Origin of the sequence: Pseudomonas sp. NFX224 (assembly GCF_048565165.1) — a bacterium.
In the GTDB taxonomy this organism is placed as follows: Bacteria; Pseudomonadota; Gammaproteobacteria; order Pseudomonadales; family Pseudomonadaceae; genus Aquipseudomonas.
The window spans coordinates 842,475-857,041 of the sequence record NZ_CP183416.1; the positions used below are offsets into that span (position 1 = coordinate 842,475).

A 14,567-nucleotide genomic window follows, 5' to 3' on the forward strand; every position below is an offset into this window, starting at 1 on the left:
TCTACTTAATAAGTGGGAGCGCGATACAGATCGTAGGTCTGGCGAATCATCAACGCGGCGCTGAAACGCTCGCGGACGATGCTGCGGCCTTCGTTGCCGAGGTCGAGCAGGCGCGATTTCTGGATTTTCTTCAGTACGTCAGTCAGTGCCTGGTGATCACCGGAGGGGAAGACATAACCGGACACCTCGTCGGTGACCAATTCAGGCAGCGACGTGCAATTGCTGGCGATCACCGGCAACCCCATGGCCATGCCTTCCAAGGGCACCATGGCGAAACCTTCCCAGCGACTCGGGACGATCAATGCATCCGCTTTTTGATACAGCGCCTGCACTTCAGTCGGCGTGACCCATGGCAAATACTCCACGGCGTCCATTGGCGGGCACTCGACCGAATCCTCATTGACCGCACTACCGACCACCGTGAGTTTCAGATCGCTGCGCTGCACATTGGCAAAAGCCTTGAGCAACACATCGAAGCCTTTCTGGTAGTCGAGACGGCCGACGAAGAGCAAATGAATCGGCTCCGCGCTGGGGGGCTTCGGCGCATCAGCCTTGTGATGAATACCGTTGTAGATGAGCTTCATGCGCTTGCGCTGAATACCAAACCGTGCGGCTTTGTCGAGCTCGTACTGGCTGACGCAAATGATCACATCGGTGACTTTCTGCAGCACCCGCTCGATCCATGCATAGACCTTCTGCTTGATCGGCGAGCTTTCCATCAGGAACGAAAACGCGTGCGGGCAATAGACGATTTTCGGCTTGCGCCAAGGTCGCAAAAGCACGCACACGCAACGGCCGATCACCCCGGAAAAGGTGCTGTGCAAATGCACGACATCGGGCTTTTCCTTGAGCATCACTTGGCTCAGGCGCCAGGCGAAACGCAACAGTGACGGTACATTGCGCCCGGTCCGGGCGAAGGTTCGGATTTGTTGCTCGCCGATGCCGTGTAGCTCTTTTGCCTGATCATCCGGAACCAGATACACCCACTCATAGTTCGCCGAGTCGCCTTCAGGAGAAGCCGAAATCGTACGGATAACAGTCGCGACGCCACCTTTGATCGTCTCTGCCACGTGCAGTATTTTTTTCACATCTCACCCACTTCACATATGAAAGGACAATCGCTGAAACTCAGGATCTATCGGACGCGTATTCGTAGTTGTAATAGCCATAGCCGCCGTTGCCGTAATAACTGGCCGCGCGCTTTTCGACGCAATTGAACACCGCGCCTTTCAACTCGATGCCGTTCTGGGTGAAACGGCGAATCGTCAGTTCGATCTCTTTGGCCGGGTTCACCCCGAAGCGCGTGACAATCAGGCTGATGCCCGCTTCACGACCAACAATCGCTGCGTCAGTCACGGCCAGCAGCGGTGGCGTATCGATGATCACCAGGTCGTACATCTCGCTGAGTTGTGCCAGCAGTTCGCGGAAGTTGGCGTGCATCAACAGCTCGGAAGGATTGGGCGGAACCTGGCCACGACTGATGAAATGCAAGTTGTCGACTTCGACTCTGTTGATGGCCTGCTCGATGCTGCAGCGCTTGACCAGTAGGTCCGACAAACCGTTGGTAATCGGCGTGTTCAGGGTTTTGTGCAGATGGCCTTTGCGCATGTCGGCATCGATCAGCACCACGCGCTGGCCGCTTTGCGCCATGACCGCTGCGAGGTTGGAAGAAACGAACGTCTTGCCGACTTGCGGGCTCGGGCCGGAAATCATGATGCGGTTGTTGGTCGAGTCGAGCCCGGCAAAGTGCAGACAGGTACGTAAGCTGCGGATCGACTCGATGGACAGATCCGTCGGGTTACGCAATGCCAGCAGGTAGGCGGGTTTGTCCACGCCGTCCCGGGCGCGACCTTTTTTGCTGTCCTCTTCCTGTTGCAAGGCGCTGTAGGGAATCGACGCGTACACCGGCAAACCGAGTTGCTCGATGGCTTCCGGTCCTTCCAGTCCGCGACTCAGGGATTTGCGCAGCAATACCAGCGCCACCCCGAAAAAGGCACCGAGGAACGTGGTAATCAGTACGATCAGGGCTTTTTTCGGTTTGACCGGGCTGGTCAGGTCGACATCCGCGGTGTCGATCAAGCGCACGTTACCCACGGCGCCAGCGCGGACGATGTCCAGCTCCTGAGATTTGTTCAGCAGTTGTGTGTAGATCTGCGACGCCACTTCCACATCGCGGGTCAGGTTGAGCAATTCCTGTTGCGTGGCAGGCAGGTCCTGCGCCTTGCTCTCAAGCGCTTTTTGTTGCTGGGTCAGCTCGCCGAGTTGCGTCATCAACGCGCGATACGCCGGGTGCTGCCTGGTGAACTTGCGGTCGAGCTCCGCCTGTTGCATTTTCAGCTCGGAGATTCGCGTGTCCAGGCTGACAACCTGTTCCAGCACCGACTGGGTTTCGAGGGAAATGTTGACCGTCTTGCCACGGGTTTGATAGCCGTTGAGCGCATCACTGGCCTTGGCCAGATCGCGTTTGACCTGTGGTAACTGGCCTTGCAGGAATTCCAGACTCTGCGCCGCTTCCGCCGAGGTGCGTTGCACGTTCTGCTGCACATACAACGCAGCGATTTTGTTGAGGATTCTCACCGCCTCGGCCGCATCGGAACTGGCCAGGGCCAAACGGATGATCCCCGATTCCTTGCCTTGCTCGGAAATATCCAGCGCATCCTGATAACTCTGGATAGTCACGATCCGTGGGTTGCGCACCACTTCGAAGCGGGTGCCCGGATTTGCCGACAACTGAGCAACCAACCCCTCTGCATCGCCCTGTTTGAACGCTTCGCCCGCGACGCCTTCAGCCAGCACGTTGTCGTTTTCATCGAACAACCGGAATCGATGCTGTTCGCCGGCAACCAGCGTGAGCTTCTTACCCAACAGCTCTTTTGGCACATTGAGCCGGCTGATCTCCAGCCGCTCACCGCCCCAGGCGTAGCTATTCAGGCCCAGGCGCGGTGGCGCAACACTGAACTCGGTCTCACCGCGATAACGCCGGGCGAGAAAACCGCCAATGACCGGGAAGGTGTTGGGGGTGACATCGATATCAAGGCGCAGGTCATCGACGGTTTTGCCGATCACCGCGCGCGACTTGATGATGCCGATTTCGGTCACCGAAGGTGATTGCCCACCGAGCATGCTGTTGAGGTCGGAAAACCCGAGCATGTCGTTCTTCTTCGGTTCGACCTGCACCAGCGCGTTCGCCAGGTACACCGGGGTCGCCAAAACCGCATAGGCAACGCCGGTGACCATGAAGGCACCGGTGAGCGCGCCGATCAACCATTTCTGGTCAATCAAACTGCCAAATATGCCGAGAAGATCAATACTGTCTTGATCGTTGTCACGGGTGCCGATTACTGACGGTAACTGCATAAGTCTGTTCTTACCATTCATTGATCTGAAGAATATTTATCAACGCGCGAGGCGTTGCGCCCATGAGCTAACAGCATCTTCAATCAATGCATGGGCATGAATAAAAGCGGCCTTGCCTTGACGATAAGGGTCTTGTATTTCTCGCTCGCTCTGCCACTTTCCGAGCAGAAACACTTTGCCCCGCGCGTGCGAGGCAATCTTCAGCACTTGTTTAACGTGCTCTTTTTCCATGACCAGAATCAGGTCCGATTTATTAACGATGTCCGGTGTCAACTGCCGCGCCTTGAAGGCTTCTGCGCTGTGCCCGCCGTCTTCGAGAATCTGCCGGGCCGACGCTTCCATGGACTCGCCAACCCTTGCGGACAGGCCTGCGGAGGCCACCGTGATCGCTGAAGTGGCCAGCGCGTTACGCAGCAAAAGCTCTGCTGTCGGACTTCGGCAGATATTGCCCACGCAGACGACAAGGATCTTTCTGAACAAGGTTTTACTTTCCCGTGTAATGTCAAACAGCCAACATGCCGAGAGGGTTTTAATGAACCCTCACAATCTTCCTGCACTCAGAAATAGATTCGCCCTGTTAGTACTTGGAGCATTAAGTACCACAGCGTTTAAAAGTCACCCAACCACAATTACCGGACTAAAAATAACTGTGATTTTCGGCTGAAGGTTTTCCGACAAAAAATAACATTTGTGCACTTCATGTCTTCGCCATCATCGAAATATGAGTAAAGAGATATCTATTCGCAGTTGTCACGCCTCATCAGGAGAGCAGGCATGAAGTCAGCACATCTCAAAAAACTTGGCGCCGTGGCATTGATGGCGCTCAGCACAATTCAGGTTCACGCCAGTGACCTGTTCCCTGAACTGCCTGCCAAAACTGTGGGTGTGCAGGTCAAGATCCAGAACTTTTCCGCTGCCGATGCCGCACAGATCAAAACGGCAGGCTTCAGTTTTGTCCGCTTCGGCGTATGGAGCGACAGCCTGAGCGCGGCGGCGTATCAGAAACAGGTCAGCAATGCCTTTGCGGCAGCCAAATCTGCGGGTTTGCCGGTCCTGCTGACCGTGCGGGCGATCAAGCCTTTGACATCCTCGCCTGGCGACACCCGTGAACTGACCACGGCGGGCGAATCATTTGCCAATGCCGTCACCGGGTTGGAAAAGTCATACAGCGCGCAGCTCGTTGCGATTGAAATCTGGAACGAACCCGATCTTGAAACCTATTGGCCGACGCGTAACTTCGACACGACCTTCGTGCCGTTCATGAGCGCCATGTGCAAGTCGCTGCAGGCACCGTCGTCGACGCCACGGGTTGGCTTTGGCTTCGCCAGGCCGCCGACCGCAGGCTCTGCATCAACCGTGGCGCTGAGCCGCATCGTCAGCGAATACCCCAAATGCCTGAATGCCATTTCCTATCACCCCTATGGCATGACGAGCACGCAGATCAGCAATGCCCAGGCCTTTATTCAGCAGAACTTCCATCTGCCGGGCGTTATCAGTGAATGGGGCATATCGGCACTCGGTTCCAACGGTGGCGTCGACGGGCAAGCGAGAAAAATCGCGGCCTTCATCGCCGAGATGAAAAAGCTCAACATTCCGCTGACCTCCATCTACGAATGGAAAAACAGTGATTCGGGCAGCAACGACCGAGAGAAGAATTTCGGCTTGCTGACTGCCGACGGCGAACCGAAACCGGCAAGAATGTCCGCCGAAACCCAATTGAATGCACAGTAGGTGCTGCACAACCGACCTGTTCGCAGGTCGGTTGCTTTGAACCTGTGAGCTGTTTTGGCATCGTATTCATCGGTAGTGCGCCCCATCATTCAAACAACCGTTTTCAGGTTGTTAACATCGGGGCCATCGATACAGGTACACGCCCTTGAGTGGCTGTCAGCGCTCGGGTAATGTCATCAGACCCATAGGACAGAGCACGCCCATGACTTCCAAGCTGGAACAACTCAAACAAATGACCACCGTGGTTGCCGACACCGGCGACTTCGAAGCGATCGCTCGCGTTAAACCGGTAGACGCAACCACCAACCCTTCCCTGCTGCTCAAAGCTGCGGCCATTCCCGCTTATGCCGAGTTGCTCAACGCTAGCGTCAGCGACTGCAAGGGCGATGTGGGCCTGGCCAGTGACCGTTTTGGCGTTGCTGTGGGTCAGGAGATTCTGAAAGTGATTCCGGGCCGTATCTCCACCGAAGTGGATGCGCGCCTGTCGTTTGACACCGATGCCATGCTCAAGCGTGCGCATCGTCTGATCGAGCTGTACGAAAAGGCCGGTATTGGCCGCGACCGCGTACTGATCAAGATCGCCTCCACCTGGGAAGGCATCCGCGCGGCCGAGATTCTGGAGAAGGAAGGCATCCAGACCAACCTGACCCTGCTGTTCTCCTTCGCTCAGGCTGCTGCTTGCGCTGACGCCGGAGTGTTCCTGATTTCGCCGTTCGTGGGCCGCATCTATGACTGGCACAAGAAAGCCACCGGCAACGAATACACCGGCGCGGACGATCCGGGTGTGCAATCGGTGACGCGCATCTACAACTACTACAAGGCCAACGACTACAAAACAGTGGTCATGGGCGCCAGCTTCCGCAACCTGAGCCAGATCGAACAACTGGCCGGTTGCGACCGCTTGACCATCAGCCCGGACCTGATCGACAAGCTGGCGGCGGATACCGGCAAACTGGAGCGCAAACTGGCGCCAGGTCATGCCGGTGAAGCACGTTTGAACCTCAATGAATCGCAGTTCCGCTGGTTGTCCAACGAGGACGCCATGGCGACCGAGAAACTGGCTGAAGGTATTCGCCAGTTCGCTCGCGACCAGGAGAAGCTGGAAGCGTTGTTGCAGGCCAAGCTGTAACGGCCGACAGGCAAACGCAAAAAGGGCGAACCCTCACAGGTTCGCCCTTTTTTATGCGCGCTTGCTTATGGTGTCAGTGCCGTTCCAGCGCATTCACCAGATCATGGAACGCTTCACGATTGGAGTCGTTCAGGCCCATGAGGATCTTGTGCGCTTCAAGCACCTTGATCCGCACCACTTCTTCGGACTGGTCCTGGTCTGGCAGGTCGTCCAGGCATTCCGGGCATGGCACAGGCTTGTCAACGATGTTGAAGACCTGTTCGAAGCCCATGGATTGCAACAGACGGGTAATGTCTTCGTGGGTGGTGACGACAGTCGGCAACAAGCCGACTTTCTGCCGCGACAGGATCGACAGTTTGGCCAGCAGACCAAGGGTGGTGCTGTCGATGCTGCGGGTTTCGGTCAAATCAATCACGATCGCGTTGAAATTCATCGCGGTGAAGATTTTCTCAATAGTCGCATCCAACGCCGAACACAGGGTCAGGCGTACTTCACCGACGAATTTCAGGACGAAGGTGCCATCCTGCTCGGCGAACTGGATTCTACCGGTACTCATTGAAGATTCCTGCTCAACACCAACAGGGCGATATCATCCGGCATCTCCCCTAGCGTGGCCAATCCAAAAACCTGCCGCAGACCATCCAGGCTGCCGCCCGCTGCCTTGACCCGTTGGGGCAATGCCGCTTCTTTTTCTTTGAGTGTGGGTTCTGGCAAAAGATCCAGAATGCCATCAGACATCAGCGTCAGGCTGAACGTCGGTGGCAGCTCCAGCACGTGGTCTTCGTAGGTGGCTTCATTGAAGAGGCCCACCGGCAAGCCACGCCCTTCCAGATATCGAACACTGTCGGGTGTGTACAACACAGGCAACGGCAAATGACCACCGATGCTATAGGTCAACAAACCTGTCTCCTCGTCGATGACTCCACCGACCATTGTGACGTGTTTACCCAGCTTACAACTGATCAGGCCCCGGTTGATATGACCAAGAACCTCTGAAGGCTTGAATTCCGGCAGAGTGCCACTGCGCTTGGACTCGAACAGCAAGCGCGTGGTCATGAACTTCAGCAGCACGGTGACGAAGGCTGAAGAGGCGCCATGCCCGGAAACGTCCGCCAGATAGAACGCAACACGACGTTCATCGACCCGGAAGTAGTCGACAAAATCACCCGAGAGGTACAGCGACGGGATGATTTGGTGAGCAAACTTGAACTCGTCGATGGCCCATGGGCTGACCGGCAGCATGTTCATCTGCACCTGGCGACCGGCGTTCTGGTCTTCCTGGAGCAGGTTCAGGCTGGCGGCGAGCTCGCGGTTGGCCTTTTCCAGCTTCTCGCGGTAACGCTGGTTTTCCAGCAGCAGGCGCGCGCGATCCAGGGCCCGACGCACAGAGTGCTCAAGCACAGCCAGATCTTCGAGAGGCTTGATCAGGTAATCCGCCGCGCCCAGGCGCAATGCCTCAACCGCGTCGTTCATCACGCCGGCACCCGACACCACGATCACAGGGGTTTGCGGTGACAGTTCGGTGACCTGGCGTATGAGTTCGAGTCCGCCCATCTGCGGCATGCGCAGATCGCAGATGACCAAGTCGGGCTTGTCTTGCTCGAATACCTGAAGACCCTGCTGACCATTGCTGGCCTGCAAGACGCTGAAACCACTGTCTTCCAAATAGGCGGCGAGGCTCGCGCGCACTACTTCGTCATCATCGATTATCAGCAGCGTGGCACTGGTTTTTGGCATGTGGGCAAACGGCGCCAGAATTAGGTTGGCGTAGCGGCTGGGGTTTTGGCCCGGCTCACACTACTGGATTCGCTTTCTAGCCTCTCTGTCGCACTGTCATCGGGCACTTGCCCTACACACAGGTTCACCAGAGGTGCCCTTCTAAGGCGCAGACGGTACTCCCATCCGCGAGGCGTTTCAAGCTCACGCCGATGGTCGCTTGACATCCATCTGTGTCAAATCACCGGGAGTTATAAGAACAGTCAAAACCGAAACTCAAAGTAAGGTCCTTCGCGGTCGAAAAATGCAGAAGGCGGCACAATGGCCGCCTTCTTTTTTACCGGTAGAAATCAGAAATCGTCTTCAACCTGGCCGTCTTTCACCTTGAATTCACGGTTCTGCAAGTACGCATTACGGATGAAGGTGTACTTGTCGCCAGTGATCAATTTCTCGGAGGACAGCAGGTTTGCCCGGGTATCGACAATGTTCAGGCCGAAAACCGAGTTACGCACTGGCACATCGTTGATATAGCGATACGGGCCGGTATAGCTGTCGACCAATTTCGAAGGCGCATCACGCACTGTGCTTGGCCCCAGCAGCGGCAGCATCACGTACGGACCACTGCCGACACCCCAGTAACCGAGCGTCTGGCCGAAGTCTTCGTCGTTGCGTTGCAAGCCCATCTTGGTGCCGACATCGAAGAAGCCCAGCAGACCGAAAGTGGTGTTGAAGATCAAGCGTGCCGTGTCGACACCCGCCGCTGCCGGTTTGGCCTGCAGGATATTGTTGGCGAGGTTGGTCACGTCGCCGACGTTACGGAACATGTTATGGATGCCGTCTTCAAGGAACTGCGGCGTCACGAATTGGTAGCCCTGGGCCAACGGCTTCAGTGCATAGGTGTCGATAACGTCGTTGAATTCATAGATCGGGCGGTTGATGCTTTCCCAAGGGTCATCTTCCGACGCTGCCTGGGCAACGAACGGAACCAGCATCGCACTGGCGCACACACAAAACTGAGCTAGATGATTGCTCCAGCGCATAGAAAAACTCCTTGGACTGTACCGTTGCCGGGCGCTGGGCTCGACGCAAAGACCGCTAGTATAAGACGGAAACGCCACTTTAGGCAGCATCGCAGCCGGGCGCCTGCAGATCATTGATGTCGATTGTGAGCGATTCACATCCATGTCACTAAACTGTCACCGACAGTCCTTAGCCTTGAGGCTATTTCAGGGACGTTGACATGCCGCACGCCGAAACCAAGCCTCAAACTGCGCCGAACCTGACCGCCGTACTGTTCGGCCTCAGTGGTTGCCTGGTGGATTTCGGCGCGCACACACGTCTGAACGACGGCCATTTGGCCGAGCACGCCGAGGCCACCCCCGGCGCGCTCGACAGCCTGCGTAGCTTGCAGCATCAGCAAATACCTTGCGCCTGGCTAGATGAACTGCCCCCTGCCCTCAGCCACTCCCTGGCTATTGCCCTGCCGGAATGGGTCAAACCGTCGCAACACCTTGCAACAATCAATCCTTGGCCGGCACCCAATGCGTGCTGGCAGGCACTGATGGAACTGAACGTCGAACGACTCGATGGTTGCGTGCTGGTCAGTGGCGAACCGCGCCTGCTGCAATCAGGGCTCAATGCCGGCCTGTGGACCATCGGACTGGCATCCTGCGGCTCGCTTTGCGGACTTTCGCCCACGCAATGGCAGGCATTGTCGCCGCAGGAACGGGACATCAAGCGCGGCAAGGCAACGATGCAATTGTTTGGCCTCGGCGTGCATTCGGTGATCGATCACCTTGGGGATCTCGACACCTGCCTGGCGGATATCAGCCTGCGTCGGCTCAAGGGCGAAAAGCCCTGAACGCAGCCTCACACCTATGAAGCATGCAGGTTACGCGGGAGTGGATTAATCTAAAGGTCAGCCATAGACCTTTGGCCTGACGCTGCGGTCTATGCCAGTGCCAATCGAGAGAAGGAAGAACGCCATGCCTGCCCGCGAACTGCAAGAACAGCTCAATGCCCTGCGCGAGCAATTGGAACAGAATCCTCCACTGTCCGAATCCGAGCGCGAAAACCTGCATGAACTGATGCAACAGATCGAACTCAAGCTTGAGCTCGAAACCAAGACCCAGGACGCCAGCCTCGCCGATGGCGTTAACCTGGCCGTTGAACGCTTCGAACTCGAACACCCCACACTGGCCGCAACCCTGCGCAACATCGGGCAAGCCTTGGGCAATATGGGGATCTAAACCCGCCAAACGCAAAAAGCCCCGCTAGCGATAGCGGGGCTTTTTAATGCCTGCGGCCTGAAATGCAATCTACTGTGAGCGAGCCTGCTCGCGATGACGGCGTGCCAGTCGACATCAATGGTGACTGACATACCGCTATCGCGAGCAGGCTCACTCCTACAGGATTTCGTTACTGGCGGACTAGACGATGGTTCGGCAGTTGCACTTCTTCCGTGCTGCGATACGGATTGATATCCAACCCGCCACGTCGCACATAGCGCGCATACACCGTCAGTTTCTCCGGTTTCAGCAACCGTTGCAGATCGAGGAAAATCCGCTCCACACACTGCTCATGGAAGTCCGAGTGCTGGCGGAAGCTGACGATGTACTCCAGCAGACTGGCGTGATCCAGCGCCGCGCCGCGGTACTCCACCACCACACTGCCCCAGTCCGGCTGACTGGTGACCGGGCAATTGGACTTGAGCAAGTGGCTGTGCACGCTCTCTTCGACAATGCGCGAATCATCGCGACGGAGCAATTCCGGACGCGGATGCTCGTAGTTGCTGACGCTGATATCCAGCTCATCGATGCACACACCCGGCAACGCAACGACGCCTTCGGCCTCGACCTCTTTCAGGCTGCGCACGCGCACGCCGACCGTTTTTCCGGCAGCGGCGGACAGGTCGTTGACCAGCGTCGCTTCCAGAGTGGCGGTATCGGCAAAGGACGTCTGGTTCAGGGAATTGAGGTACAACTTGAACGACTTCGACTCGATGATGTTCGGCGAATCCGCCGAAATGCTGAATTCGCCGATCGCCACCACCGGTTTGCCCGACGGCAACAGCCACGACAGTTCGAAGCAGTTCCAGTAATCCACACCCTTGTACGGCAGGGTTTGCGCCGTCAGGCCCAGCTCGGCCCACTTCGCGGTGCGCGGAATCGGGAACAGCAGGGACGGCGTGTAAGTGGCGATGTATTCGCTGGATTTGCCCAGCGGCGAGTGTTCGGCTGCGGGATGCATGGCGGAAACCTGACTGAAGAATCAGCGGATTCTATCAGCCTTTGTTCCCGCCTTTGAGTGCTTACTGACTGACAGTCAATTTGCCGACCATGCCGGCCTGATAATGGCCGGGAATGTTGCACGCAAATTCCAGGTTGGTGGCCTTGCTGAAGGTCCAGGTCAGTTCGGCGGTTTTGCCCGGTTCCACCAGCACGCTGTTGGGGTCGTCGTGCTTCATGCCATTCTTCATGTGGTGCCCCATGGCACCGTGATCCATACCGGCCATGCTGCCGTGGTCCATTTCCTTCACGCCTGTAGGCGTCAGCATGCCGCTTTGCTGCATCTGCAACATTTCCTGTTGATGTTTAGCGTGCATCGCCGCATCACCGAGGTTGAATTCGTGCAGCAACTGACCATTATTCACCAGCACGAAGCGCACGGTTTCCCCAGCCTTGATGTCGATGGCCTTGGGCGTGAAGGTCATGTCGCCCATCACCACTTCAATGCTACGGCTCGCCTTGGCCGCCGGGGCCGGCTGACCGAAATCATACGTATGCGCCGGTGACGCCCATACCGGCGAACTCAATGCCAGCACACAGGTGACCAGCAGCACAGATTTGCGCAGAAACATCGTCGTACTCCAACAAAATAAGGTTCAACCTGTGGAAAACTCTAAACTTCCACCGCTGCCCGTAACCTGACAGCCAGATTACAACTTTGTCAGGTTGACCTGCACCACCGTCGCCCGCGGTATAAAGCGTTCGTTCCATTTAGCCTGAGTTACCCATGAAACTGCTGATCGTCGAAGACCAACCGAAAACCGGTCACTACCTGCGCCAGGGCCTGGCCGAGGCCGGTTTCAACACCGAACTGGTGGCCGATGGCAGCACTGGCCAGCAAATGGCGTTGAGCGGTGAGTACGCGCTGCTGATTCTCGATGTGATGCTACCCGGTCGCGATGGCTGGCAGATTCTGCAAGCGGTGCGCAGCGCAGGTCTGGACACACCGGTACTATTTCTCACCGCACGCGACGCTGTGGCGGATCGGGTTCACGGCCTCGAACTCGGTGCCGACGACTATCTGGTCAAGCCTTTCGCATTCTCCGAATTGCTGGCCCGGGTGCGCAGCCTGTTGCGCCGTGGCAGCAGCGCAACCCAGGACACCAGCCTGCAACTCGCCGATCTGCGCCTGGACCTGATCCGTCGCCGGGTGGAACGCGGCGGCCAGCGCATCGACCTGACAGCCAAGGAGTTTGCCCTGCTGGAAATGCTTCTGCGCCGCCAGGGCGAGGTCCTGCCCAAATCGTTGATCGCCTCCCAGGTCTGGGACATGAACTTCGACAGTGACACCAATGTCATCGAAGTCGCGATTCGCCGATTGCGCCTGAAGATCGACGATGACTTCCCCAACAAGCTGATCCACACCGTGCGCGGCATGGGTTACGTGCTTGAAGAGCGCCCTGCCTGATGCGCCGATTGTCCTTGAGCAGTCGCCTGGCGCTACTGTTTGCGGCGTGCACTGCCGTGGTGTCATTGTTTGCCGGGGTGTTGTTCAGCCGCGCCAGCGAGACACACTTCATCGAGCTCGATCAGCAATTGCTGGATGGCAAGCTGATTGGCTTGCGCCGCGCACTGCACGACATTCAATCGAGTGACAGCGAAGTCAAACTGGCCGATGAGTTGAGCCGGCAGGCCGACCTGTCGCTGCGCATCACCGGAAGCGATGGCAAGCGCTGGTACGACAGTTCGGCGAGCCTGCCCGACAAACTTCCGCACCAACCGGGGCTGTCGACAATCAACAATAACGGCACCGATTACCGGGTCCTGAATGCGCCACTGTTCACCGACAAGCCCGACTCACCGCAATTGACTCTGTTGCTGGACATCACCCACCACCAGCATTTCCTGCAACGCATGCAGCACCTGATCTGGCTGACGGTGGGTTTATCGGCACTGGCCACTGCGCTACTCGGCGCCTGGGCCGCACGTAGCGCCTTGCGGCCGTTGCGGCGCATGAGTGCGGTCGCCAGGGGTGTTTCGGCACAATCGCTCAACGCACGCTTGCCCGAAGCCAACATGCCGCCGGAACTGGCGCAAATGGCCCATCACTTCAATGCCATGCTTGGCCGCCTCGACGACGCCTTTCAGCGGCTGTCGGCGTTCTCCGCCGACATTGCCCATGAACTGCGCACACCACTGTCGAACCTGTTGACTCACACCCAGGTCACCCTCACCCGCCCGCGCGCCCTCGAGGACTATCGCGAAGCGCTGCACAGTAATCTCGAAGAGCTGCAATGGATGGCACAACTGGTCAACGACATGTTGTATCTGGCCAAGGCAGATCATGGGCTGCTGATGCCCCAGTGCGAACCGTTGGAACTGGCCGACGAAGTCGATTCCCTGCTGGATTTTTTTACGCCGCTGGCCGAAGACGCTCAGATCGCTTTAAGTCGCGAAGGAAGCGCCCTCCTGAAGGGGGATCGCAATATGCTGCGCAGGGCATTCTCCAACCTGCTGGACAATGCGCTACGTTTTACACCCTCAGGCGGCCATATCCGAGTAGTTATCGTCGACTCGGCTGACCGTTCGATTCTACGTTTTGAAAACACCGGTGATCGTATTCCCGATACCCTGCTTCCACGCTTGTTCGATCGGTTCTATCGTGCGGATCCAGCGCGGCGAAAAGGCGACAGTGAGCACGCAGGATTGGGCTTGGCAATTACCCGGTCAATTGTCCAAGCGCACGGCGGTGAAATTTCCTGCACATCCGCCCAACAATCGACTTCATTCATAATTCAGTTCAACAAGCGTGCGTAGTTCCTTCGCACAACCACCCACATAGTTCATTACAAACTACTCAACAAGCAATCGCCTTATTAAATCATCCTCGCTATATAGTCATTTCACTCTTCACCAAGAGTTAACCAATACTATTGCGAGAACAAAATCATGGAAGAAAAAACAATCGCAACACCGGCAGCTTCGACAATGCTCGCCAGTAGCTTTAACGCAAAACTTGGCAACCGAGGAGCTTTCGCAGACGACAGCCCTCGTATCTCGATCATGGCTGGTGGCGAGTTGATACTGACCGCTTCGCAAAACAAGTTTTCGCCCCCGTATGCCCAGTTGTTTTATTTCGGCTTGAATCCAAACATTCGTAGTGGCACCCACAGGATTCCTGGCCCGATGATAAAAAGCCTGATCTATCAAGAAAGAAAGGAAGGTCAGTGGACCGCGTTCGGCACCATAAACGGTTCATTGACACTGGAACTGGATCAAACGCGTAAACGCTTTAAAGCGACATGTTCGTTCACGCTTAAAAACGACAACGAATCATTTGAGGGTGTTGCCAACATGGATGTTTATTTTAGCGAGTGGCCAACAGCAATCTGATCGAGTAACACTAT

At 56.7% G+C, this 14,567-nt stretch carries 15 protein-coding genes; 7 read left to right on the plus strand and 8 right to left on the minus strand.

What is annotated here, in order from left to right; genetic code table 11:
• Positions 1-5 precede the first annotated feature (5 nt).
• The 3 genes from ACNYC6_RS03685 to ACNYC6_RS03695 are packed head-to-tail and all read right to left on the minus strand — an operon-like array spanning position 6 to position 3,837.
• Complete coding sequence (locus tag ACNYC6_RS03685; protein ID WP_419711132.1) at positions 6-1,088, minus strand: glycosyltransferase family 4 protein; 1,083 nt, start codon at positions 1,086-1,088, stop codon at positions 6-8.
• 40 nt (positions 1,089-1,128) lie between these two features.
• Positions 1,129-3,357, minus strand: coding sequence for a polysaccharide biosynthesis tyrosine autokinase (locus ACNYC6_RS03690; protein ID WP_419711133.1), 2,229 nt, complete (start codon positions 3,355-3,357; stop codon positions 1,129-1,131).
• 39 nt (positions 3,358-3,396) lie between these two features.
• Entirely contained in the window at positions 3,397-3,837 is a 441-nt protein-coding gene (locus ACNYC6_RS03695) for a low molecular weight protein-tyrosine-phosphatase (protein WP_419711134.1), read from the minus strand.
• Between the two features lie 294 nt (positions 3,838-4,131).
• Between ACNYC6_RS03695 and ACNYC6_RS03700 the strand changes: the two genes are divergently transcribed.
• Both ACNYC6_RS03700 and tal read left to right on the plus strand, forming a co-directional pair.
• Positions 4,132-5,088, plus strand: coding sequence for a glycosyl hydrolase family 5 (locus tag ACNYC6_RS03700; RefSeq protein ID WP_419711135.1), 957 nt, complete (start codon positions 4,132-4,134; stop codon positions 5,086-5,088).
• Between the two features lie 202 nt (positions 5,089-5,290).
• The gene (gene tal / locus ACNYC6_RS03705; protein WP_419711136.1) at positions 5,291-6,217 is read left to right on the plus strand and encodes a transaldolase; all 927 of its coding nucleotides are present in this window, start codon (positions 5,291-5,293) and stop codon (positions 6,215-6,217) included.
• Positions 6,218-6,290: 73 nt separating this feature from the next.
• Here the strand turns inward: tal and rssC are convergent, their stop codons facing one another.
• The 3 genes from rssC to ACNYC6_RS03720 form a co-directional block, all read right to left on the minus strand.
• Positions 6,291-6,773 (minus strand): anti-sigma factor antagonist RssC, encoded by a 483-nt coding sequence (gene rssC, locus ACNYC6_RS03710; RefSeq protein WP_095196979.1) that lies wholly within the window; start codon positions 6,771-6,773, stop codon positions 6,291-6,293.
• On the minus strand, positions 6,770-7,954 hold the full coding sequence (gene rssB / locus ACNYC6_RS03715) for a two-component system response regulator RssB (RefSeq protein ID WP_419711137.1): 1,185 nt from the start codon (positions 7,952-7,954) through the stop codon (positions 6,770-6,772). The genes rssC and rssB overlap by 4 nt, the downstream gene beginning before the upstream one ends.
• A gap of 329 nt (positions 7,955-8,283) precedes the next feature.
• On the minus strand, positions 8,284-8,973 hold the full coding sequence (locus ACNYC6_RS03720; protein WP_419711138.1) for a VacJ family lipoprotein: 690 nt from the start codon (positions 8,971-8,973) through the stop codon (positions 8,284-8,286).
• 200 nt (positions 8,974-9,173) lie between these two features.
• Between ACNYC6_RS03720 and ACNYC6_RS03725 the strand changes: the two genes are divergently transcribed.
• Together ACNYC6_RS03725 and ACNYC6_RS03730 are read left to right on the plus strand one after the other, a co-directional pair.
• Positions 9,174-9,794 (plus strand): HAD family phosphatase, encoded by a 621-nt coding sequence (locus ACNYC6_RS03725; RefSeq protein WP_419711139.1) that lies wholly within the window; start codon positions 9,174-9,176, stop codon positions 9,792-9,794.
• A gap of 124 nt (positions 9,795-9,918) precedes the next feature.
• Positions 9,919-10,182, plus strand: coding sequence for a DUF4404 family protein (locus ACNYC6_RS03730; RefSeq protein WP_419711140.1), 264 nt, complete (start codon positions 9,919-9,921; stop codon positions 10,180-10,182).
• Positions 10,183-10,351: 169 nt separating this feature from the next.
• Here ACNYC6_RS03730 and queF read toward each other — a convergent pair whose 3' ends face one another.
• Both queF and ACNYC6_RS03740 read right to left on the minus strand, forming a co-directional pair.
• Positions 10,352-11,182, minus strand: a complete 831-nt coding sequence (gene queF, locus ACNYC6_RS03735) for an NADPH-dependent 7-cyano-7-deazaguanine reductase QueF (protein WP_419711141.1) — start codon at positions 11,180-11,182, stop codon at positions 10,352-10,354.
• A 61-nt stretch (positions 11,183-11,243) separates the two neighbouring features.
• On the minus strand, positions 11,244-11,792 hold the full coding sequence (locus ACNYC6_RS03740) for a cupredoxin domain-containing protein (protein WP_419711142.1): 549 nt from the start codon (positions 11,790-11,792) through the stop codon (positions 11,244-11,246).
• 155 nt (positions 11,793-11,947) lie between these two features.
• On the opposite strand from ACNYC6_RS03740, the gene ACNYC6_RS03745 reads away from it, so the two are divergent.
• The 3 genes from ACNYC6_RS03745 (at position 11,948) to ACNYC6_RS03755 (ending at position 14,553) form a co-directional block, all read left to right on the plus strand.
• Complete coding sequence (locus ACNYC6_RS03745; RefSeq protein ID WP_419711143.1) at positions 11,948-12,628, plus strand: heavy metal response regulator transcription factor; 681 nt, start codon at positions 11,948-11,950, stop codon at positions 12,626-12,628.
• Positions 12,628-13,977, plus strand: a complete 1,350-nt coding sequence (locus tag ACNYC6_RS03750) for a heavy metal sensor histidine kinase (RefSeq protein WP_419711144.1) — start codon at positions 12,628-12,630, stop codon at positions 13,975-13,977. Before ACNYC6_RS03745 ends, ACNYC6_RS03750 begins: the two co-directional genes overlap by 1 nt.
• A gap of 132 nt (positions 13,978-14,109) precedes the next feature.
• Entirely contained in the window at positions 14,110-14,553 is a 444-nt protein-coding gene (locus tag ACNYC6_RS03755) for a hypothetical protein (protein ID WP_419711145.1), read from the plus strand.
• Positions 14,554-14,567 lie beyond the last annotated feature (14 nt).

Bases quoted from the DNA above. Each gene is read 5' to 3' on its own strand.
- ACNYC6_RS03690 (WP_419711133.1), bottom strand. From the start codon at position 3,357: ATGCAGTTACCGTCAGTAATCGGCACCCGTGACAACGATCAAGACAGT.
- ACNYC6_RS03700 (WP_419711135.1), top strand. From the start codon at position 4,132: ATGAAGTCAGCACATCTCAAAAAACTTGGCGCCGTGGCATTGATGGCG.
- tal (WP_419711136.1), top strand. From the start codon at position 5,291: ATGACTTCCAAGCTGGAACAACTCAAACAAATGACCACCGTGGTTGCC.
- rssC (WP_095196979.1), bottom strand. From the start codon at position 6,773: ATGAGTACCGGTAGAATCCAGTTCGCCGAGCAGGATGGCACCTTCGTC.
- rssB (WP_419711137.1), bottom strand. From the start codon at position 7,954: ATGCCAAAAACCAGTGCCACGCTGCTGATAATCGATGATGACGAAGTA.
- ACNYC6_RS03720 (WP_419711138.1), bottom strand. From the start codon at position 8,973: ATGCGCTGGAGCAATCATCTAGCTCAGTTTTGTGTGTGCGCCAGTGCG.
- ACNYC6_RS03725 (WP_419711139.1), top strand. From the start codon at position 9,174: ATGCCGCACGCCGAAACCAAGCCTCAAACTGCGCCGAACCTGACCGCC.
- ACNYC6_RS03730 (WP_419711140.1), top strand. From the start codon at position 9,919: ATGCCTGCCCGCGAACTGCAAGAACAGCTCAATGCCCTGCGCGAGCAA.
- queF (WP_419711141.1), bottom strand. From the start codon at position 11,182: ATGCATCCCGCAGCCGAACACTCGCCGCTGGGCAAATCCAGCGAATAC.
- ACNYC6_RS03740 (WP_419711142.1), bottom strand. From the start codon at position 11,792: ATGTTTCTGCGCAAATCTGTGCTGCTGGTCACCTGTGTGCTGGCATTG.
- ACNYC6_RS03745 (WP_419711143.1), top strand. From the start codon at position 11,948: ATGAAACTGCTGATCGTCGAAGACCAACCGAAAACCGGTCACTACCTG.
- ACNYC6_RS03750 (WP_419711144.1), top strand. From the start codon at position 12,628: ATGCGCCGATTGTCCTTGAGCAGTCGCCTGGCGCTACTGTTTGCGGCG.
- ACNYC6_RS03755 (WP_419711145.1), top strand. From the start codon at position 14,110: ATGGAAGAAAAAACAATCGCAACACCGGCAGCTTCGACAATGCTCGCC.